Below are 19,185 nucleotides of genomic sequence, written 5' to 3'. Positions count from 1 at the left end.
TACGGGCAGCTCGGCTACGCGATGTGCTCGGCGCCCGCGTCCAGTTCCTGCTGGTAGCGGCTGCGGAAGTCACGCAGGTAGGGGCGCAGGGTGCTCTCCGCGGGAGGGCCTCCCGCCTGGCCCGTGACGCCGTACAGATCCATCAGGTACAGGCCGAACTGGCGGGCGTTGGGGTAGTCCCCGAGCTCGCTCACGTACTTGCGGAACGCCGAGAAGTACGCGTCGTCACGCGAGACGTCGTCCGGCAGCCCCGGTACGTCGTCCGGCAGCGTCTCCGGTGCCTCCTCGGGCGCCTGCTCCTCGCGCGGCCCGGGGATCAGATGCTGGCCGCCGAGCTGCCGCGTCCGGCCCGGCCCCGCGGGCACGGGGAACTCGGGCTCGGGGGCGGGCACAGCACCCTCGCCCTGCTCGTCGAAGTACGCCTGCTGCTGCTCCAGATACGCCTGCTGCTCGGCATGGGCCTGCTGATCCGCGTACGCCTGCTGCTCCGCGTACCACTGATCGTGCGGTTCCTCAGGAACGTACGAAGGGTGCTGGGCCGCGAACCACGGGCTCTCATGCGTGGCCGCGGGCTGCTGCTCTTCCGACTCCCTCGACTCCGCCTGCTCGACCGGCAGCGGATCCCCCTGGGCCGGGGGCGCGGCCAGCTCCGGGTGCTGCGGCTCCGCCGACAACTGCTCCGCCGACGGCGACACCGGCGCCGGTGGCAGCAACGCAGGCTCAATCCCCGCCGCCGCAAGCCCCGCGGGCCCCGTCTCCGACAGTGGCACCCCGAACCGCGCGAGCCGCAGCGGCATCAGCGCCTCCACCGGAGCCTTGCGGCGCCAGGAGCGGCCGAAGCGGGCCTGGAGGCGGGCCTGGTAGATCAGGCGGTCCTGCTCCAGCTGGATGACCTGCTCGTACGAGCGAATCTCCCACAGCTTCATGCGGCGCCACAGCTTGAAGGTGGGGACGGGGGAGAGGAGCCAGCGCGTGAGGCGTACGCCCTCCATGTGCTTGTCGGCGGTGATGTCCGCGATCCGGCCCACCGCGTGCCGCGCCGCCTCCACGGCCACCACGAACAGGATCGGGATGACGGCGTGCATGCCCACGCCCAGCGGGTCGGGCCAGGCCGCCGCGCCGTTGAAGGCGATCGTCGCCGCCGTCAGGAGCCACGCCGTCTGACGAAGCAGCGGGAAGGGGATACGGATCCACGTCAGGAGGAGGTCGAGCGCCAGCAGGACGCAGATGCCCGCGTCGATGCCGATCGGGAAGACCACCGAGAAGCCGCCGAAGCCCTTCTTCTCGGCCAGCTCGCGCACGGCCGCGTACGACCCCGCGAAACCGATACCGGCGATGACGACCGCACCGGCGACGACCACGCCGATGAGTATTCGGTGCGTGCGTGTCAGCTGCATCGCGGCCACCCGCGAACCCCTCCCTGTTCGGTTTGTTGCGAGCGACAGCCTGGCACACGTATGCGGAAGACCGTGTGCCGGTACGGCAGGAGCCCGGCCACCAGGGGGCCGGGCTCCACAACTGCCTTGACTGCGCCGTGAGTTGCCCGCAGGGCGCGGGCTGCGGGCACCAGTTCTCGCTAGCTCTTGCGCTTCTTCGGGCTTGACGAGTCGTCCGAGTCGCTGCCCGACGCGTCACCGGAGCCGGAACCCGAACCCGAGTCGGAGCCGGAGCCCGCGGTCGAACCCGAGCCGCTGCCCGAGCCCGAACCGGAGCCCGAACCGGCCGACTTGTTCGCCGAGACGACCGCCGCGGCGGCCTCCTTCGCGGCCTTCTGCGCGTCCTTCGTCAGATCCGACGCGCTCGGCGACTTGTCGCCCGCCAGGCCCGCGCCGTTGTAGTCGATCGTGATGACCGCGTTCTCCACGCGCGTCACGACCGTCTGCTGCTTGAAGCTTTCCTTGTCCTTCTTCAGGTCGTACCGAACGGTCGTCGTCTGGTCGCCCACGCCCGGAACCGGCTCGGTCTTGACGTCCTTCGCGTCCTTCGTCTTCTGCGCGTCCGCGACCTGGTTGGCGAAGCTCTCCTGCGCGCGCTTCTCGCCGCTGCCCAGCGACGCGTCCGAGTCGAAACGCATCAGCGAGACACGGAGCCAGCGGAACTGCGAGCCGTCGACGCCGTTGTTCTCCAGGCTGTCCCACGTGCAGGTGCCGCGCGTCGAGGTGTCGTCGGAGTCGCCGGCCTTGCCCGACTTGTCCTTCGCCTTCGGGACCAGGTCCTCGAGCGTCTTCTTCGAGAGGACCTCGCACGGCTCGGGCAGCTTGCTGAACGCGGCCTTCTCCACCGCCGCGGGCTTGTCGCCCGCCTTGGCCGGGGAAGAGGCCTTCGAGCCCGAGTCCTTCTTGGCCCCGTCCGAGCCCGAGTCGGAGTCGGAGGAGCAGCCGGAGGCAACGAGGATCACCGGTACGGCGGCTGCGCAGGTGAGTATGCGGGTGAGTCGCTGTGCTGGTCGGTGCATGGTTCCTTCACTCAAGTCACTCAGGACGGCTACGTCATCGGTTCGATGGGCCACGGTACGCCGTGCTCGCGGCGGACGACTCCGCTTCCCGCGAGCCGGTCGCCGCTCCGGACCGCCGCTACTCGGCGAACCCGTCGGCCAGGCTCCCGGCCAGTTCCTGCGCCTTGTCCTGCATTTCCTTGCTGTCAGGGATGTCGGTACGACGCCCCGGCTGCTCGTCGTACTCGATGGTCACAATGACGTTCGACGTGCGGAACACCACAGTCACCGTGCGGTGCCGGGTGGCGGAGGCGGAGGTGGTGAGGGCGTCGTCGAGGAAGGCCTCGTCGCCGAACTCGTCGAGAACGCGGGGCTCGAGACCGGCGGGGGTGGCGGCGTCCTCGGGCGAACCGCTGGAGGCGCTGCTGCTCTCCTCGCTCTTGCCGTCGTCCTTGCCCTTGTCCTTGTCCCTGTCCCTGTCCTTGCCCTTTTCCGCGCCACCCGATTTGTCAGATTCGCTCGCCTTCGCGCTGCTCGCGCCATCCGAAGGCTCGGCATCCGCGTCGGCATCCGCATCCGCATCCGCGCCGGTCGACGCACTGCCCGAAGGCTCAGGAAGATCCGCCTTCTGCACCTTCGACGCGTAGACCTCGGTGGCGCGGGTGTCGTCACTGACAGCGGTGTCGTACGACACGACCCGCTCGAAGTCGACCGAGAGGTGGTGCGTGGCGTCCGAGGACTCCACCTTCCACCGGCAGCCCACATGCCGGTCGGTGTCGTACGTGACGGTGGGCTCGCCCTCGTACGCCTTCTCCTGCTGCTCCTCGTCCGGCATCTCCGCGATGCCCGGCAGCATCGCGTCGAGCGTGTCGCGGTCGACCTCGCCGCAGGGCTCGGGGAGCGTGCGGTACTTACCGGGCTCGGCGGGCGCGGTGGAGCTGCCGGGCTCACCGGGCTTCGAGTCGTCGGCTTCCCCGCCGAGGCCGCCACCGCCGGTGCAGCCGGCGAGCAGCACCGCGAGGAGAGCCGCGATGCCTGGTACGTAGGCCTTCCGCTGCACCGTATGGGCTCCTTCTCGCCGGGGATGTCAGGGGATATTCGGTTGCCGCTGGTGGGCGACCGGTGGACACAATGTGTATCGCACGCACAGCCGTGGACGCCGGTCCGTCATCCGATTCGTTGACCTTGGCGCCGGTATTTGCGTATCGAGACTTTCAAGACTTTGATTCAAGTACCGGGGGAATGAGGACGTTATGTCGTACGTGGAGGTTCCCGGGGCAAAGGTACCGATCCGGATGTGGACGGACCCGGCCTCGGTCGAGGACGTGGCGCTGCAGCAGCTGCAGAACGTCGCGACGTTGCCCTGGATCAAGGGCCTGGCGGTCATGCCGGACGTCCACTTCGGCAAGGGCGCGACGGTCGGCTCGGTGATCGCGATGCAGGGCGCGGTGTGCCCGGCGGCGGTGGGGGTGGACATCGGCTGCGGGATGTCCGCGGTCAAGACGTCCCTGACGGCTAACGACCTGCCGGGGGATCTGTCGCGGCTGCGGTCGAAGATCGAGCAGGCGATTCCGGTGGGGCGTGGGATGCATGACGACGCCGTGGATCCGGGGCGGCTGCACGGGTTCGCCACTTCGGGGTGGGAGGACTTCTGGGGGCGGTTCGACGGTGTTGCCGATGCGGTCAAGTTCCGTCAGGAACGGGCCACCAAGCAGATGGGAACGCTCGGGTCCGGAAACCACTTCATCGAGTTCTGCCTCGACGAGTCGGGTTCGGTCTGGCTGATGCTGCACTCCGGATCCCGGAACATCGGCAAGGAACTCGCCGACCACCACATCGGCGTGGCTCAGAAGCTGCCGCACAACCAGGGCCTTGTCGACCGTGACCTGGCGGTCTTCGTCGCGGACACCCCGCAGATGGCGGCGTACCGGAACGACCTCTTCTGGGCCCAGGAGTACGCGAAGTACAACCGCTCGATCATGATGGGGCTCTTCCAGGACGTGGTCCGCAAGGAGTTCAAGAAGGCGAAGGTGACCTTCGAGCCGGTGATCTCCTGTCACCACAACTACGTCAGTGAAGAGCGGTACGACGGGATGGATCTGCTGGTCACGCGGAAGGGCGCGATCCGCGCCGGCAGCGGTGACTTCGGAATCATCCCGGGGTCCATGGGCACGGGTTCGTACATCGTGAAGGGTCTCGGCAACGAGAAGTCCTTCAACTCGGCCTCGCACGGCGCGGGTCGGCGGATGAGCCGCAACGCCGCGAAGAAGCGCTTCTCGACGCAGGACCTGGAGGAGCAGACGCGGGGCGTCGAGTGCCGCAAGGACTCGGGCGTTGTGGATGAGATTCCGGGCGCGTACAAGCCGATCGAGCAGGTCATGGAGCACCAGCGTGACCTTGTCGAGGTCGTGGCGAAGCTGAAGCAGGTCGTCTGCGTGAAGGGCTGAGCCGTGAGGTCAAAGGGCTCTGACGGCGGGCGTCAAGTCGCGTGGCTGGAGGGGAGTTCCAGTTTCGTGGTCGGAGTCATTTCGCGTTCTTGATGGCGAAGATCATGACGAACGCGATGATGTGGATGCCGAAGAGGAAGTACGCCAGGTACCACCACATCAGTTTCTCGTTCTTCGTCTCCTGGGTGAGGCGTTTCTGTTCGGCGGTCGGCTCAGGGCCCGGTGTCGGCGCCTCTTCGGGGGTCGGCATCACAGTTCCCTGTGGACCTTTGTGTTCGAGGCCTGGGCGCGGGGGCGGACCACCAGGAGGTCGATGTTGACGTGGGGCGGGCGGGTGACCGCCCAGGTGATCGTGTCCGCCACGTCGTCCGCCGTGAGCGGGGCGGCCACGCCCGCGTAGACCTTCGCGGCCTTCTCCGTGTCGCCGCCGAAGCGGGTCGTGGCGAACTCCTCCGTCTTGACCATGCCGGGGGCGACCTCGATCACGCGGACCGGGGTGCCGACGATCTCCAGGCGGAGGGTCTCGGCGAGGACGTGTTCGGCGTGCTTGGCGGCCACGTAGCCGCCGCCGCCCTCATAGGTGCCGTGGCCTGCGGTGGAGGAGAGGACCACGATCGTGCCGTCGTTGCTCGCGGTGAGGGCGGGGAGCAGGGCCTGGGTGACGTTCAGGGTGCCGATGACGTTCGTCTCGTACATCTGGCGCCAGTCGGCGGGGTCGCCCGCGGCGATCGTGTCGGCGCCGAGTGCGCCGCCCGCGTTGTTGACCAGGACCGCGACCTTGCGGAAGGCGGTCGCGAACTCGTCCACGGCCGTGCGGTCGGTGATGTCGAGCGCGTACGCCATCGCGTCGTGGCCCGCGGCCGTGAGCTCGGCGGCGAGTGCCTCGATGCGGTCCTTGCGGCGGGCGGTGAGGACGACGCGGTAGCCGGCGGCAGCGAGTTGCCGTGCGGTGGCGGCGCCGATGCCGCTGCTCGCGCCCGTGACGATCGCGATGCGGGATGCGGGCGCGGCGTTCGCGGCGGCGGTCATGGCTGCTCCTTGTGCGTCCTGATGCGTACGTACGTTCCTGTCCTGTCCTTCGCCAAGGATAGGCGGGGCCATCGATGTTCTCAGCGGCCTCTCGGGGCGTACATGATCACTGCCATGCCCGCGAGGCAGATCAGCGCGCCTGTCACGTCCCAGCGGCCGGGCCGGTAGCCGTCGGCGACCATGCCCCAGGCGATCGAACCCGCGACGAAGATGCCGCCGTACGCGGCGAGGATGCGGCCGAACTCGGCGTCCGGCTGGAGAGTGGCGACGAAGCCGTACACGCCGAGCGCGATGACGCCGGCGCCGATCCAGGCCCAGCCCTTGTGCTCGCGCACGCCCTGCCAGACGAGCCAGGCGCCGCCGATCTCGAAGAGGGCGGCGACGGCGAAGAGGGCGGCGGAGCGTGCGATGAGCATGGGGAGATCGTGGCATGTGCCGTCCTGGGGCCTCCCGCCTCAGTTCTCTGCGCCGTACGATTTCTGTCTGACGCAGATGTCTGATGGATGTCTGATGTAGATGTCTGATGGGTGGAGGAGGGTGGTCCGTCGTGGCCAGCAAGAAGACCGGTGGGCGGCGTGCGGCTCTGGTGGACGAGTTGTCCGTCGAGTCGCGGCGCTACACGGCCTCGTACGCCCTCTTCAATCAGGCAGTCGCTGATCATCTGAAGCTGCACCCCACCGATCTGCAGTGCGTGAACCTGCTCAGCCTGGAGGCCGAGCCCGTCACCACGGGCCGTATCGCCGAGCTGACCGGTCTGACGACCGGCTCGGCGACGCGGCTCGTCGACCGTCTTGAGAAGGCGGGCTATGTCGTGCGCGAGCGGGACGCCGCCGACCGGCGGCGGGTCCTGGTCTCGACCGTGCCGGAGAAGGTGGCGGAGTTCGGGCGGATGTGGGACCGGCTCGGCGGCGGCTGGTTCGCGCTCTTCGAGCGGTACGACGACGATGAACTGGCCCTGCTGATCGGCCATATGCGCCGCACCGTGGAGTTCAGTGCGGCGCAGGTGGCGCGGTTGCGGGGCGGGGAGTTGGATGCCCCGGCCGTCGGCGGCTAGTGATGCTGCTCCTCCTGCGCCTTGCGTGGAAGCAGTCGTACGAGGGGGCAGCACAGCAGCGTGATGCCCGCGACCACGGCGAGGCTGACGGTCATGGCGTGCGCGGGGCCGTCGTGGACGGTCTTGAAGAAGACCGTGGTGACGGTCGCCGCGCCGATCGCGTTGGCCAGCTGCTGCACCGCGCTCAGTGAGCCGCTTGCGCTGCCCGATTCCTCGGGGGCGATGTCGCCGATGGTGACGTCGTAGACGGTGCCGAAGCAGGTGCCCATGCCGATGCCGATGACCAGCATGGGCAGTACGAGGGCCCAACTGCCGACCCCCGTACCGGAGATGGCGACCAGCGCGAGCAGCGAGCCGGTGCCGGCCAGGGTGATCAGGAGGCCGGCGAGGATGAGCGTGCGGCCGAATCTGCCGATGAGCCGGTAGCAGGCGATGGATGCGATGACGATGCCCGCGGAGAGCGGCATCAGGTTCAGCGCGGCGCCGGATGGCGAGCGGTCGAGGCCGGTCTGCAGGAAGAGCGAGATGACGTAGAGCAGGCCCGATACGGCGGCGAAGAAGACGACGCCGAGGACGAGGCCCGAGGTGAAGCCCCGGTTGCGCAGCAGCGATGGCCGGATCAGCGGGCTCGCGGCGGTGCGCTGGCGGTGGCAGAAGAGCGCGAAGAAGACGAGTCCGGCGCCGGTCAGGGCGATCGGGGTGGTGGACCAGCCGTTGGTGGAGCCCTCGATCAGGCCGGAGAGCACGCCGAGCATGGTGGCGCCGAGCAGCCCGGAGCCGATGCCGTCGACGGAGGTGGCGCTGTCGCCGGTGTCCTTGGGGAGCAGCCGGGCGGCGGCGATGAGGGCGGCGCCGCCGAGGACGAGGTTGATCAGGAACATGGGGCGCCAGCCGAGGCCCGCGATGTCGGCGTCGATGAGGAATCCGGCGAGGATCGGGCCGCCGACGGCGGAGAGCCCCATGACGGGCCCGAAGAGGCTGAACGCCTTGCCGATCTCCTCGCGGGGCCAGACCGCGCCGAGGATGCCGAAGCCCTGCGGGATGACGAGCGCGCCGAAGGCGCCCTGGGCGAGCCGGGCGACGACGATCGATTCGGGGCTGAAGGCGAGGCCGCAGGCGACGGACGCGGCGGTGAATCCGGCGAGGCCGAGGAGGAAGAGGCGTCGCCTGCCGTACTTGTCGCCGAGGCGGCCGCCCACGACGAGGAGTACGCCGAGGGCGAGCGCGTAGGAGGCGCCGAGCCACTGGACGAGGGCGGGGCCGCCGTCGAGGTCCTTGGCGATGGTGGGGGCGGCGACGTTGGTGATGGTGGCGTCGACGAGGTCGAGGACGTCGGCGGCGAGGATCACGGCGAGGACGGCCCATGCTCGCCTCGGGGTCGTCGGGGGGTGGTCTTTGGTGGGGGCCTCGCTGGTGGGCGTGGCGGAGTCCGTGTGCACGGTGGGTCCTTACATCTGCGATGCGAGAGGTTTTGGGTACGCGGCCACAGCGGGGCAGGGGCAGATTTACGCGGCGCTGTGCAGAAGCTGCGTGACGCAGATAAATGTGCGGGAGGAGGGCCGGTGCTGTCAAGGCGGTTCCGTTACGGCCGGGATTCCTTGGCTACGGGCCGGAATTTCCGTACGCCGTCGGCGGTACCCCCACCGTCGCGGTGAAGTCCCTGATCAGGTGGGCCTGGTCGGCGTAGCCGAGCGTGGCGGCCAGGTCGGCCCAGTCCACATCCGTCTCCAACTCCGCTTGTTCCAGGGCCTCGTGGATCCGGTGTCGCAGGATCAGCCACTTGGGCCCGACCCCCACGTACGCCGCGAAGAGCCGCTGCAGTGCCCGTACCGACATGCCCTCGGCGTGTGCGAAGTCGCCGACGCGGCGGATCGTGCGGTCCGTGCGGATGCGTTCGGCGAGGGCGGTCGCGTGGTCCGCCTGGGGGTCGGCGGTGGGGCCGAGGCTCAGCAGGAAGGCGTCGAGTGCCGCCACGCGCGCGTGCTCGTCGTCGGGGGACAGGACCGCTTCCACCCAGTCGTCCCAGTCGCCGGGGCCGAAGACCTCCGTCAGGGGAAGCAGCCGGCGCCCCGTCCACGCGGACACCGGGGTCGACGGCGCGAACGGGCGGAAGCCGCCGGGGCGGAATTTCACCCCGCACACCCGGCCGCGGCCCTCCAGCTTCTGAGTGAAGAGGTCGAGCCCGATGCCCGCCACCTCGGCGAAGGGCTCCTGCCCTGGGAGGTCCTGGAAGACGACATTCACGGACGGGTGCGGCACGACGTGCGAGGCGTAGGGCTGGGTCAGGTCCCAGTCGATCAGCCAGTACTGCTCCACGTACGGGCGCAGTGCGGGCGCCGCCAGGTGGCGGCGGAATCGCGTGCGGGCGAGGAGCCCGGCGGCGTCGACGATGCCCTTGGTGTCGGTGCGGGGGCTGCTGTGCGGGGTGCCGTGCGGGGAGGGGGCGGCGTCGGCCATGGCTGGATCGTATGACGGGGCCCGGCGTCGTATGGCGGGGTCCCGGCGCATCCGTCGCGTTTCTTCAAGCCCGGGCGGGCCGGTCGCTCGTACGGTCGGAGCATGACTGACACCTCCGCGAACAAGGCCCCGGTGAACAAGCTCGGTGATCTGCTGAGCGTGGCCGTCGAGCGGGCCGTCCCCGTGGTCCGCGCGATCCCGGACGACCGTCTGGCCGCGCCCACGCCGTGTGCCAAGTACGACGTGAAGGACCTGGTCAACCACCTCCTCCAGGTGATCGTCCAGTTCCAGGCGCTCGCCGCCAAGCGGGACTCCGACTTCGATCAGAGCGTCGATTACGTCGCGCAGGGCCCCGACTGGCGCGAGCGTTTCGTCGACGAGACCGGAAAGCTGATCGCCGCCTGGTCCGTGCCCGGCGCCGAGGAAGGCACCACGGGCGCGATGAACATGCCCGCGCGGACCGTCGGCTCCATGGTGCTGCTCGACCTGACCGTGCACGCCTGGGACCTGGCACGCGCCACGGGGCAGACGTACGAACCCGCCCCGGAGGGCAGCGGCGTACTGAAGACGCTGCGCGAGACGGTGGCGGACCTTGCGCCCACCGCTCGGAAGATGGGCGTCCTCGGGGAGCCGGTCGTGGTGCCCGGCGACGCCCCTGAGCTGGAGAAGCTGCTGGCCGATACGGGGCGTGACCCGCGCTGGGTCGCTGCGGCGGCGTAGCCGGGGCTGCCGCACCCCCACCGAGCGCGAGCGGATCAAGGCCATGGTCGCGATCGCGCTCAAGGCGGAGGAGGTCGGGCTCGACGTCTTCGCGACCGGCGAGCATCACAACCCGCCGTTCGTGCCCTCGTCACCCACCACGATGCTCGGCTACATCGCCGCCCGCACCGAGAACCTGATCCTCTCCACCTCCACCACCCTCATCACCACGAACGACCCGGTGAAGATCGCCGAGGACTTCGCGATGCTCCAGCACCTCGCCGACGGGCGGGTGGATCTGATGATGGGGCGCGGCAACACCGGCCCGGTGTACCCGTGGTTCGGCAAGGACATCCGGGAAGGCATCAATCTCGCCGTCGAGAACTACGCGCTCCTGCACCGCCTGTGGCGCGAGGACGTCGTGACCTGGGAGGGCAAGTTCCGTACGCCCCTGCAGTCGTTCACGTCCACGCCCCGCCCCCTGGACGGTGTCGCGCCCTTCGTCTGGCACGGCTCCATCCGCTCCCCCGAGATCGCCGAGCAGGCCGCGTACTACGGAGACGGGTTCTTCCACAACAACATTTTCTGGCCGCAGGAGCACACCAAGAAGATGGTCGATCTCTACCGCCGCCGGTTCGCGCACTACGGACACGGCACCGAGGAGCAGGCGATCGTCGGGCTCGGCGGGCAGGTCTTCATGCGGAAGAACTCCCAGGACGCGGTGCGGGAGTTCCGGCCGTACTTCGACAACGCACCCGTCTACGGACACGGTCCTTCCCTGGAGGAGTTCACCTCCCAGACGCCGCTGACCGTCGGCTCCCCGCAGGAGGTCATCGAGCGGACGCTGTCGTTCCGCGACACCGTCGGCGACTACCAGCGCCAGCTCTTCCTGATGGACCACGCGGGCCTGCCGCTGAAGACCGTCCTTGAGCAGCTGGACATCCTCGGCGAGGAGGTCGTTCCCGTCCTGCGCGAGGAGTTCGCCAAGAACCGCCCGGCGAATGTCCCGGACGCGCCGACGCACGCTGCACGCGTGGCGGCGTCTCAGGCCGGGGACCAGACCGAGGAGGTCACCGCATGAAGCTCGTCGTCGTCTCCGCGGGGCTGAGCGTCCCGTCCTCGACCCGCCTGCTCGCCGACCGTCTGGCAGCGGCCACCGGACGCCACACCGACGTGGAGATCCAGGTCGTCGAACTGCGCGACCTGGCCGTGGAGATCGCGCACAACTACGTCACCGGATTCCCCGGCCCGCAGCTGAGCGCGGCGGTGGAAGCGGTCAAGGGCGCGGACGGCCTGATCGCCGTCACGCCGGTCTTCTCCGCCTCCTACAGCGGCCTGTTCAAGTCCTTCTTCGACGTACTGACCGTCCTCGACAAGGACGCGATCGCCGGTACGCCGGTCCTGATCGCGGCGACCGGCGGCACCCCGCGCCATTCGCTGGTCCTGGATCACGCGCTGCGTCCGCTGTTCGCCCATCTGCGGGCGGTGGTCGTCCCGACGGCCGTGTACGCGGCGTCCGAGGACTGGGGTGCGGACGGGCTCGACGAGCGCATCGAGCGGGCGGCCGGAGAACTGGCCGGAATCATGCGGCCCGCGCCGGTCCAGGAAGAAGAGCTGATCCCCTTCGAGAGGCAGCTCGCGGCGTTGCGGGCGGAGTAGATCGGTCGTAGACGCCGTCACGTCCCGACAGGGCCTGGTTGAAAGCCCGTGGCTCAGGCTCCCGCCAGCGCGCTCCCTCCGAGCGCGAGCGTGCCGAGAAGGAAGCAGGCAAGTCCCACCCTGATCCACCGGTGCTTGGCCGCGACGATGTGACTCGTGTCGCCGAGGGCGATCACCAGGCCGGTCAGCCGGTCCTCCTCGGTGCCGTGCAGTGCCTCGGTGAGTAACCCGGAACTGGCGGCGAGGCGGATGTCGAGGAAGTACGTCAAGGGACGACCTGCCCGCCACCGGCTGGCCCGGTAGCGGGGGGCCGTAGCGAAGAGCAGGAAGCCGAACGCGAGAGCCCAGGTCATGCCGCCTGCCACGCCGAGGAAATGACCGGCACCGTCGGCCGGCAGGGCATCCCAGAACCTGCTCACGACGGCTCCCGCGCAGACGCCGACGGCACCGATGAGCACGGACGCCTTGGTGTCGGCCCGGCTGATCTCCGCCCGCAGGTCGGCCAGCAGTTGTTCTGCCGTACGGATTCCGCCCGCCGTCTCGGACGGTGGGAAGGGAGTGCGCCCAAGAGAGGTGGTGGTAGGTGTCGTATCCGTCATGTCCGGTACTCCTCACCATTCGTTTGGGATCTGGCTCTCGTACCACCGCTGAGTGGTCGCTACCAGCGGAACAACAACAGGGCACCCGAGCCCAGCAAGGCGCCCCACAGCGCACCGCGGTGGCCGAGCCGGCCGATCGCCTCGCGCAACGCCGAAAGCAGAGTCCCCACGAGGCGGTGCCCGGCGCTCGCGAGCGTGCACACCGCGTCTCCGTATGTGTAGGCGAAGGGCGCGGCATGCCCGGAGAGCCGTCGCTGGGCCTTCGTCCAGCAGTACTCGGGGAACAGCAAGCCGACGACGACGACGTTCACCGCGTACTCGACGCCCGTCTCCAGGTGGGTCAGCAGGGACGTGGCCGCCCACCGCAGCAGTACGTAGCAGGCGGCACCCAGCAGGAGAGCGGGAACGAAGTCCCGCAGTACGTCCTGTTGCGTGCTCACCGCTCGTCCTCCGCCTCGTCTGGCCGCTCGACGTGTCCACGCTCCAGCTGTTCGCGGTAGATGGGCTGTTTGCGGGTGCGGCCCTGGCCGGCGTCGGAGAGTCGCTCCTTCACGCCTTCCAGAGCCATGCGCGCGGCGTCCTCCACCATGTGGTCCTCGACCGCGCCGGAGTCGAGGATCCGTTCGATGAAGCGGATCTGGTTGGCGCTGGCCTCGCGCTCGTCGTCCCGGATGGACGCGATCGCGAGCGGGATGTCACCCGGGTTCTGCGCCAAGTGGGCGCCCCAGCGTCCCATGTCGCCCTGGGCGAGCAGGCGGGTGTAGAAGGTGCTGTCTTCTTCCATGACCTCCTGCTTGTTGTGCGTGCGCAACCGTGTCAGCTCGTGCTCGCTACGGGTCCGCTCCTTGGTGTAGGTGAGGGAACGCAGTGAGGCGAGCTGGCTCATTGCCTCCTGATCGAGGCTGAGCCTGACCTCACAGTGGATCTCCAGCCCCTCCGCGTCCGCGAGAGGTTCGGCCGCGAGGGCGTCCATCACCGCGATCTCTGCAGGCGCGCTCTCCTCGATGGAGTACTGGCGGCTCTCGCGACGCATCCGAGTCAGCAGGCGCGGCTCGACCAGCGCGCGGATGTCACGGACCTGCTTCTCCACGATCTTGGCAGGGTCGGTGACCCGCCAGGTCAGATCGACCTCCGCGGAGAAGAACGACGCATCCCCGTCGCTTGGCAGGCGGTGCTCCAGGGACATGTGCTGTATGCCCATCTCCACCTCGTACAGAGTCCGGAAGTTGCTGGTCACGAGCTCACCGCGGGTGGGCTGCTGATGGGGGAGGTATGTCTGTGGCCGCCCTCCAGACGTGAGGAAGACCAGTGCGCGTTCCGCGTAGGTCGGTGGCCGGTGGCGCACGTATTCGAAGCGGCCCAGGTTGCGCACCTGGCGTACTGGGTCATTGACGATCGATGCCATGTCGTTCTCCTGCTTTCGGGTACACCGCACGGCGCACGGTGGGATGCGTGAGGGTGAGGAGCCGGGAAGAGCCTTGGTCCTCGGGGGAGGAGTGGTGGCCGTTCGGGCCGTCAGACGGTGCCGGGCAGTGCCGGGGGCTCGTCGTGGAGAACGGCCCGCAGACGAACGGCGGTGCGGCTCGGGGTTCGGCCGTGGTCGTTGAGCCGTCGCAGGAGGTAGTCCAGCCGGTCCCAGTCGTTGGGGGTCTCGACCAGCCTTGGCAGCAGCCGGGCCAGCGCCGACTCGACGTCCGACACCGCCTCCGGCAGCTCCATCCCTTCGGACAGCGGCATGCCCTCGAACGCGTGGGCCTGAGCAGCCCGCGCGGAGGCCCGCTCTGCCACGCGAACCCAGCGTTTCAGGCCGTTCTGGGCGTCGTTGCGGGCGGCTCGGTCCCCCAGCAGCTCCCGCCACATCGCGATGACCTGCTGCTGGGCACGACGGTCATGGTCCGCCAGCCACAGCAGCCGCGGCCAGGCGGTCGCGGTACCCGGCTCGCAGTGATTCCTGCGCGCACCCCGCAAGAAACCCGTCGTTGCCAGCTCGCCCAGCGCGCCGCGGTTTCTGTGCCAGTGCACCAGCTGCTCCAGGACAACCGGGGCAGCTGGTCCCTGCAGCAGCGATTCCAGGGTCTGTTCCAGCGCGGAGTGGAGTGGGGCGTCCGGCTCCGGTCCTGTCGTGGCCATCAGCTCGATGTCCCGAAGCGCGGTCATCACTGTGGCGCCCCCCAGGAGGGCGTAGGTGCGTGCCACCGTCCACCGCCGTGCGAGGTCGTGCCGCTTGCTCCAGTCACCGAGCAGGCGCCGGACCGCTGTGCCCATGTCGTGTTGGGCGGACGTGTACAGAGCCCACGCGGCGAGCTGCCGCTCCATAGGCCTAGGCGAAGAACCCCAACGGTTCAGGTACCTGTCGAAGGCGTACCCGAAGTCCGCGGCTGCCAGCACTCCCGCCGTCACCGCCGCCCGCAGCCGTACGACGGACCGCCGGTCCGACACCAGGTCGTGGAGCCAGTCCAGCAGAGGGATCCTGACCGCCGGATGGCTGGTCCAGACGTGCCGCAACACGGTGCTCCATAGCGAGCTGTTCTCGAACGCGACGACCCACTCGGGCAGTCGGCCCCACGGAGTGTCGGTCTCGTCCTCGTATTCTCTGGCCCTGGCAAGGGCCAGGCGGTCTGCCGGAGACGCGCCGAAGACCTCGTACCCCGCGGGGCGACCGGGTTCCTGCACGGCGAGCAACCGCCTGTAGAGCTGGTCCCCGAGATCGGCTATCAGCGAATAGGGCGAACCGTCGAACACGGCGAGTGAGATCAGGAACGCCTTGTCGCGCAAGGTGACTTCGCCCTCTGAAGCGCTGCCTTTGCCGAACCATCCGCTCGCGGTCAGCTCGGTCGACAGACGGCCGTATCCGGACAGAGCCGTCTCGTCGCAGTGGCCTGCGTCGTATTCGAAAAGCAGCTGAGCGAACCCAGCGGCTTCCCGAGGCGACGGACCTGCGCTCAAGTACCCAACGGTCACCTCCAGTTCCAGTAGCCGCTGGACCGTGTCGATCTCATCCGGTCCCCAGGATGGTCCGTCCGCTGCGGAGCGGCGGATCGCGTGGGACAGATGTGCTCGTACGACATCGGCGGGCGATGGCGGCACCCAGTCGCAGGCTTCTACATCGACAGTGGCGGTGCGATGGGTCGTTACGAGAATGAAGAGCCCGTGCTTGCCCAAGCGCCGACGGACGGCATTGAGGTGGATGTCCCGCAGCGGTCCGTCCTCATCGGTGACCGGGTCCAGCACGAGGTGGGCCCGGTCCGGCTTGATGTGGTCGGCGAAGTCGGCGGGCTCGATCCCCGGGTCCAACGCGATCACCTCACCGTCCTTGGAGCCGATCTGAACGAGCATGCGCAACGCCGCGGCCCTGCGACCGGTGTTGGGCCGCCCTCGCAGGACGATGAGGCGTCGGTCGGCGAGTTCCGCGCACAGGTCGCCGTACCGCTGGTTCGGCGCGAACGTCTCGGACAGGTCCAGCAGTTCCGAGGCAGGCAGCGGACCGACGGTGCGCAGCCGGGGCGAGGGCTCGCTGTGCAGGTGTACGCCGATGTGCTTGTCCCCGGCGACGACATCGCCGGACACCTCGGTGTCCCCCATGACATTGGCCCGGCCTGAACGCAGGTGGGGTACGAGCGCGAAGAGCTGCTCGATGGCCTCCCACGCCTCTGGGGCGGGGGCCTCCTCGGCCGTCGGCCGTGCGCCCTCGTCGTCGGTGCCCTGTGAAGAGGGCTCTTCCTCCACACCGTGTCCGCCCTCGGTGGCGTCGTCAGGGGGCGAGGCGTTCGCCTGCTGGTTCAACGCTCCGTCCTTCCCTCAGTCCGGTTCCGCGCCTGCTCGGCCGGGCCGGCTTCGACATGTTTGTCACCCGCCACGGCGTCTCCGGCGACGCGCGTGGTCCCGAAGAAGAAATTGCCCGTGCTCGTGTGCAACACGGGCGTGGGGCCCGCGCCGCCTGACGGCTCGCGTTCTGGTTCCCGTACTGGCTGTGAAGCCGGCGCCGGGGAAACGGCCGGTTGTGCGGCGGATTTCTCCCGCCCGGCTTTGTCGGCACGCGTGACGGATCCGCTGTCGTGGTACCAGGCCGTCAGCGTGACGTCTTCCTTGGTGTCGACGGTCATTTGGTGGAAGTGTTCGGGCCTGACCCCTGGGTATGCGTGGTCCACCACGCCCCGGTGGACGGCTTTGGACACACACAGGACACTCGGCTCAGATGTAGTGCGCAGTGCCTCCTTCAACGCCGGGGCGTCCAACAGCCGGAAGGCGTGGATGAGTTCGGCGCCGACTGCCCCGAAGTCGTCGAGTGCCACCTCGCCTGTGTGAACGACGATCCGCAGCCTGATCCGGGCACCCTCGGCGGCCAGTCGGTTGTTGCTGACGAGCCGCTCCCGGGTGGTGGTCAGCAGAGCTCTGAGGAGCGCAGGTTTGGGCACGGACGGGTCGATGAGGACCAGGACGCCGTCGCCCCTGTCCTCACAGTGGTACTGGGTCGGTTCGATCGAGGCGGCTGACAGACTCTCGTGGAGGACCGCGTACAACATGCGGTGGATGACGGCCTGTTCGGTGTCTCGACGTCGCCCGGATCCCTCCATATCCATGAGCAGGATCGTCTTGTTGCTGGGTTCCGCCATGTGGGCGTCTCCTCGGGTGTGCGCGGACCATCGCGTCAGTGTCAAAGAATGAAGGGGACGGAGCGGAAGGGTTCGTGACCCTGCCGGCCTTGTCTTCACCGTCACCCAGGGTTCAGCAGCTCGGTGTGTTCCGGGAGGACCGTTGCCGCACGGCCGATGTGACGGATTACGCAGATCCGCCGATGCGCCGCAGTATTTCTGGCCGGAGTACGACCAAGGCCTGACGGCGTGTGGTCACGCAACCACGTTCCCGCAGTTCGCGCAGGAGCCGGGTGACGGACTCACGCGATGAACCCACAGCCCCCGCGAGCTCCTGCTGTGTGAGTGGCACGTGGATGAGAACGCCCTCGGGAACCCGTTTGCCATGATGTTCCGCCAGTTCGAGCAGGAGTCGGGCCAGTCTCTCCTTGACGCTGCAGACGGCGAGTTCCAACCGTTTGCGGTCTCCGGCACGCATCCGGTCCGTGATCACGGCCATGAGTTGGCGTGCCGCTACCGGATGTTCGTCCAGGAAAGCGGTGAATCGGTCCGCCGCGATGACCACGGCCTTGACCGGCTCCAACGCCGTCACATAGGCGGACCGCGACGTGCCGTGCAGCGCCGCACTCTCTCCGATGACGTCTCCCGGTCCACGCAGGGCCAGCATCGCCTCATGTCCGGTGGGGGAGTCGTCTGTCACCTTCAGCCAGCCCTCGCGGATCAGGAGGACGTGGGAGGACGGCTCGCCCTTCCTGAGCACCATCGCACGGGACGGATACGCAAGTTCGACGCCAGCTGCTGTGAGAGCCGCCGAGGTCGCCTCCGGGAGCCGCGCGAGAAAGGGGACGCGGTCGTCAGGCAACAGGGGTACGGCAGCCTTGGCCGACGCTCGTAAGGCTCCCGAGTCCGCGCTTACAGCGGCGCTCTCCACAGCGATGTCCTTCCCACAGTGGCACGCTCTCGCCGAGGCCCAAGCCGTCGAGCACGCTCCGAAGAGCTCAGGGTTTCCTGCGGGGCACCTGCGGGACGCGGCCTTCTCAAGCGCTCGACGATTCTGGCGCATGCCGCTGATGGCGGGCAACGTTTCAAGGAAACGCGTCACCGGTACCGGCACGGTCAAGCGTTTCGTTGAGCGCTTCCGCTCATGACGGAGGCCGGGACCTAGAGTTCAGCCTCAGGGCCACACCAGGCAGTACGCCTGATGCCCCGCGTCGTGCAGCCGGTGGCTGAAGTCCTGCCATTCGTGCAGGAACTGGTGGGGGCGGTGGGGTGACCTGCGGCTTCGCTGCGAAACCACTGCGGACCAGGGAAAACTACGCTTGGTAGTTCTCACTGGTCCGTGGTGTTTTCCGGTGCGTTGTGCCCTGGTTGTGCCCGCTGGGGATGGAGACCTGAGCCTTGCGCGCGGTGGCGGTGGTGATGGCGGAGGTCATGGTCGTTGGCGTCTGACGTGGACGTCCGCGGTGTGCGGGGCGCTGACAGTGTGGTGAGCTGGGATGGCGCGGGCGGCGACGGTGACGCCGCTGGCAATGCGGCAGTAGCGGCCGACTGCGATGCCCGGACCGAGGCTGATGTTGTTGCCGGTCTGCACGCGGTCGCCGATGAGGGCACCGAACTGGGGCGTGCCGCAGCGGTACAGGCCCTCGGGGGTGCGCAGGATGATGTCGCGTTCCGGGCGGCGCATGTCGGGGCTCCACATGCTGATGGCGGCGACAGTGACGCCGGCGGAGAGGTGGACGTCGGCGCCGACGAGCGTGCGGTTGACGCCGATGCGGTGGCCGAGGACGGAGCCGTGGCCGATGAACGCTTTGGTGACCTCGCAGTTGAAGCCGATCGAGACATCGGCGCAGAGCACGGAGCCAGCTCGGACGGTGGAGAACTCCCAGACCTGGACGCGGGGCCCGATGATCACGTCGTCGCCGATGATCGCCGTGCGGTGGATCTGGGCGGTGGGGTGGATGCGATGCGGGAGGTGAGCGAGCGCCTGGTGGTGCAGGTCGTCCCAGTCGGTGAGGAAGTCGGCGAGCTCGTACTCCGCGAGGTGGCTGTAGGGGGTGTGGTGCAGGTCGTGGTCGGCGCGGGTGGTGAGGTAGTCGCCCAGCTTGATCGTCGGCATAGCGGGGCCTCCCTTGAACGAGTGGTGACGGGCGAGGGATGGACGGGTGAAGGGCTACGATCGCGGGCACCGCCGCCGAGCAAGCTGGGAGTGGCCGCT

At 68.8% G+C, this 19,185-nt stretch carries 21 protein-coding genes; 5 read left to right on the top strand and 16 right to left on the bottom strand.

Annotation, left to right across the window (positions count from 1 at the left end; genetic code table 11):
• Positions 1-14 precede the first annotated feature (14 nt).
• The 3 genes from AB0O76_RS11370 to AB0O76_RS11360 all read right to left on the bottom strand — a co-directional run bounded on the left by AB0O76_RS11370 (position 15) and on the right by AB0O76_RS11360 (position 3,494).
• Positions 15-1,406, bottom strand: coding sequence for a DUF2637 domain-containing protein (locus tag AB0O76_RS11370; protein WP_365487987.1), 1,392 nt, complete (start codon positions 1,404-1,406; stop codon positions 15-17).
• Positions 1,407-1,576: 170 nt separating this feature from the next.
• Positions 1,577-2,455 carry a DUF3558 domain-containing protein gene (locus tag AB0O76_RS11365; RefSeq protein ID WP_365487984.1) on the bottom strand — a complete coding sequence of 293 codons (879 nt, stop codon included), beginning with the start codon at positions 2,453-2,455 and terminating at the stop codon, positions 1,577-1,579.
• A gap of 118 nt (positions 2,456-2,573) precedes the next feature.
• A complete protein-coding gene (locus AB0O76_RS11360; RefSeq protein WP_365487981.1) occupies positions 2,574-3,494 on the bottom strand; it encodes a DUF3558 domain-containing protein in 921 nt (306 codons plus the stop codon).
• Positions 3,495-3,687: 193 nt separating this feature from the next.
• Here AB0O76_RS11360 and AB0O76_RS11355 point away from each other — a divergent pair, with 193 nt between their 5' ends.
• On the top strand, positions 3,688-4,881 hold the full coding sequence (locus AB0O76_RS11355) for an RtcB family protein (protein ID WP_365487978.1): 1,194 nt from the start codon (positions 3,688-3,690) through the stop codon (positions 4,879-4,881).
• Between the two features lie 76 nt (positions 4,882-4,957).
• On the opposite strand, the gene AB0O76_RS11350 is transcribed toward AB0O76_RS11355, so the two are convergent.
• The 3 genes from AB0O76_RS11350 to AB0O76_RS11340 all read right to left on the bottom strand — a co-directional run bounded on the left by AB0O76_RS11350 (position 4,958) and on the right by AB0O76_RS11340 (position 6,326).
• Entirely contained in the window at positions 4,958-5,131 is a 174-nt protein-coding gene (locus tag AB0O76_RS11350) for a hypothetical protein (protein ID WP_365487975.1), read from the bottom strand.
• Entirely contained in the window at positions 5,131-5,910 is a 780-nt protein-coding gene (locus tag AB0O76_RS11345; RefSeq protein WP_365487972.1) for an SDR family NAD(P)-dependent oxidoreductase, read from the bottom strand. Before AB0O76_RS11345 ends, AB0O76_RS11350 begins: the two co-directional genes overlap by 1 nt.
• Before the next feature lie 80 nt (positions 5,911-5,990).
• Positions 5,991-6,326: a YnfA family protein gene (locus AB0O76_RS11340; protein WP_365487969.1), complete on the bottom strand. Its 336-nt coding sequence runs from the start codon at positions 6,324-6,326 to the stop codon at positions 5,991-5,993.
• A gap of 131 nt (positions 6,327-6,457) precedes the next feature.
• On the opposite strand from AB0O76_RS11340, the gene AB0O76_RS11335 reads away from it, so the two are divergent.
• Positions 6,458-6,964 (top strand): MarR family transcriptional regulator, encoded by a 507-nt coding sequence (locus AB0O76_RS11335; RefSeq protein ID WP_365487967.1) that lies wholly within the window; start codon positions 6,458-6,460, stop codon positions 6,962-6,964.
• Here the strand turns inward: AB0O76_RS11335 and AB0O76_RS11330 are convergent.
• Positions 6,961-8,403: an MFS transporter gene (locus tag AB0O76_RS11330; protein ID WP_365487965.1), complete on the bottom strand. Its 1,443-nt coding sequence runs from the start codon at positions 8,401-8,403 to the stop codon at positions 6,961-6,963. The genes AB0O76_RS11335 and AB0O76_RS11330 overlap by 4 nt on opposite strands.
• A gap of 163 nt (positions 8,404-8,566) precedes the next feature.
• Positions 8,567-9,421 (bottom strand): helix-turn-helix domain-containing protein, encoded by an 855-nt coding sequence (locus AB0O76_RS11325; RefSeq protein ID WP_365487962.1) that lies wholly within the window; start codon positions 9,419-9,421, stop codon positions 8,567-8,569.
• 102 nt (positions 9,422-9,523) lie between these two features.
• Between AB0O76_RS11325 and AB0O76_RS11320 the strand changes: the two genes are divergently transcribed.
• The 3 genes from AB0O76_RS11320 to AB0O76_RS11310 are packed head-to-tail and all read left to right on the top strand — an operon-like array spanning position 9,524 to position 11,779.
• Entirely contained in the window at positions 9,524-10,141 is a 618-nt protein-coding gene (locus AB0O76_RS11320; protein WP_365487959.1) for a TIGR03086 family metal-binding protein, read from the top strand.
• Positions 10,110-11,201 (top strand): LLM class flavin-dependent oxidoreductase, encoded by a 1,092-nt coding sequence (locus AB0O76_RS11315; protein ID WP_365487956.1) that lies wholly within the window; start codon positions 10,110-10,112, stop codon positions 11,199-11,201. Before AB0O76_RS11320 ends, AB0O76_RS11315 begins: the two co-directional genes overlap by 32 nt.
• The gene (locus tag AB0O76_RS11310) at positions 11,198-11,779 is read left to right on the top strand and encodes an FMN reductase (protein WP_365487953.1); all 582 of its coding nucleotides are present in this window, start codon (positions 11,198-11,200) and stop codon (positions 11,777-11,779) included. The genes AB0O76_RS11315 and AB0O76_RS11310 overlap by 4 nt, the downstream gene beginning before the upstream one ends.
• Before the next feature lie 53 nt (positions 11,780-11,832).
• Here AB0O76_RS11310 and AB0O76_RS11305 read toward each other — a convergent pair whose 3' ends face one another.
• The 8 genes from AB0O76_RS11305 to AB0O76_RS11270 form a co-directional block, all read right to left on the bottom strand.
• Positions 11,833-12,378: a Pycsar system effector family protein gene (locus AB0O76_RS11305; RefSeq protein ID WP_365487951.1), complete on the bottom strand. Its 546-nt coding sequence runs from the start codon at positions 12,376-12,378 to the stop codon at positions 11,833-11,835.
• A gap of 59 nt (positions 12,379-12,437) precedes the next feature.
• Positions 12,438-12,818, bottom strand: coding sequence for a hypothetical protein (locus AB0O76_RS11300; RefSeq protein WP_365487948.1), 381 nt, complete (start codon positions 12,816-12,818; stop codon positions 12,438-12,440).
• Positions 12,815-13,783 carry a hypothetical protein gene (locus AB0O76_RS11295; RefSeq protein WP_365487945.1) on the bottom strand — a complete coding sequence of 323 codons (969 nt, stop codon included), beginning with the start codon at positions 13,781-13,783 and terminating at the stop codon, positions 12,815-12,817. The genes AB0O76_RS11300 and AB0O76_RS11295 overlap by 4 nt, the downstream gene beginning before the upstream one ends.
• 110 nt (positions 13,784-13,893) lie before the next feature.
• Positions 13,894-16,161 carry a hypothetical protein gene (locus tag AB0O76_RS11290; RefSeq protein WP_365487943.1) on the bottom strand — a complete coding sequence of 756 codons (2,268 nt, stop codon included), beginning with the start codon at positions 16,159-16,161 and terminating at the stop codon, positions 13,894-13,896.
• Complete coding sequence (locus tag AB0O76_RS11285) at positions 16,158-16,991, bottom strand: hypothetical protein (RefSeq protein ID WP_365487940.1); 834 nt, start codon at positions 16,989-16,991, stop codon at positions 16,158-16,160. Before AB0O76_RS11285 ends, AB0O76_RS11290 begins: the two co-directional genes overlap by 4 nt.
• Positions 16,992-17,157: 166 nt before the next feature.
• Positions 17,158-17,835 carry a Crp/Fnr family transcriptional regulator gene (locus AB0O76_RS11280; protein WP_365488095.1) on the bottom strand — a complete coding sequence of 226 codons (678 nt, stop codon included), beginning with the start codon at positions 17,833-17,835 and terminating at the stop codon, positions 17,158-17,160.
• A 309-nt stretch (positions 17,836-18,144) separates the two neighbouring features.
• Positions 18,145-18,267 (bottom strand): hypothetical protein, encoded by a 123-nt coding sequence (locus AB0O76_RS11275; RefSeq protein ID WP_365488106.1) that lies wholly within the window; start codon positions 18,265-18,267, stop codon positions 18,145-18,147.
• Positions 18,268-18,399: 132 nt separating this feature from the next.
• Complete coding sequence (locus AB0O76_RS11270) at positions 18,400-19,086, bottom strand: transferase (RefSeq protein WP_365487937.1); 687 nt, start codon at positions 19,084-19,086, stop codon at positions 18,400-18,402.
• Positions 19,087-19,185 lie beyond the last annotated feature (99 nt).

The sequence above is a fragment of the Streptomyces sp. NPDC086554 genome (assembly GCF_040686095.1).
Taxonomy (GTDB): domain Bacteria; phylum Actinomycetota; class Actinomycetes; order Streptomycetales; family Streptomycetaceae; genus Streptomyces.
This window is presented reverse-complemented; position numbering and strand designations above follow the sequence as displayed.

Coding starts and splice junctions, on each gene's coding strand:
- AB0O76_RS11285 (WP_365487940.1), bottom strand. CDS start 16,991: ATGGCGGAACCCAGCAACAAGACGATCCTGCTCATGGATATGGAGGGA.
- AB0O76_RS11310 (WP_365487953.1), top strand. CDS start 11,198: ATGAAGCTCGTCGTCGTCTCCGCGGGGCTGAGCGTCCCGTCCTCGACC.
- AB0O76_RS11350 (WP_365487975.1), bottom strand. CDS start 5,131: ATGCCGACCCCCGAAGAGGCGCCGACACCGGGCCCTGAGCCGACCGCC.
- AB0O76_RS11345 (WP_365487972.1), bottom strand. CDS start 5,910: ATGACCGCCGCCGCGAACGCCGCGCCCGCATCCCGCATCGCGATCGTC.
- AB0O76_RS11320 (WP_365487959.1), top strand. CDS start 9,524: ATGACTGACACCTCCGCGAACAAGGCCCCGGTGAACAAGCTCGGTGAT.
- AB0O76_RS11365 (WP_365487984.1), bottom strand. CDS start 2,455: ATGCACCGACCAGCACAGCGACTCACCCGCATACTCACCTGCGCAGCC.
- AB0O76_RS11355 (WP_365487978.1), top strand. CDS start 3,688: ATGTCGTACGTGGAGGTTCCCGGGGCAAAGGTACCGATCCGGATGTGG.
- AB0O76_RS11295 (WP_365487945.1), bottom strand. CDS start 13,783: ATGGCATCGATCGTCAATGACCCAGTACGCCAGGTGCGCAACCTGGGC.
- AB0O76_RS11270 (WP_365487937.1), bottom strand. CDS start 19,086: ATGCCGACGATCAAGCTGGGCGACTACCTCACCACCCGCGCCGACCAC.
- AB0O76_RS11325 (WP_365487962.1), bottom strand. CDS start 9,421: ATGGCCGACGCCGCCCCCTCCCCGCACGGCACCCCGCACAGCAGCCCC.
- AB0O76_RS11305 (WP_365487951.1), bottom strand. CDS start 12,378: ATGACGGATACGACACCTACCACCACCTCTCTTGGGCGCACTCCCTTC.
- AB0O76_RS11340 (WP_365487969.1), bottom strand. CDS start 6,326: ATGCTCATCGCACGCTCCGCCGCCCTCTTCGCCGTCGCCGCCCTCTTC.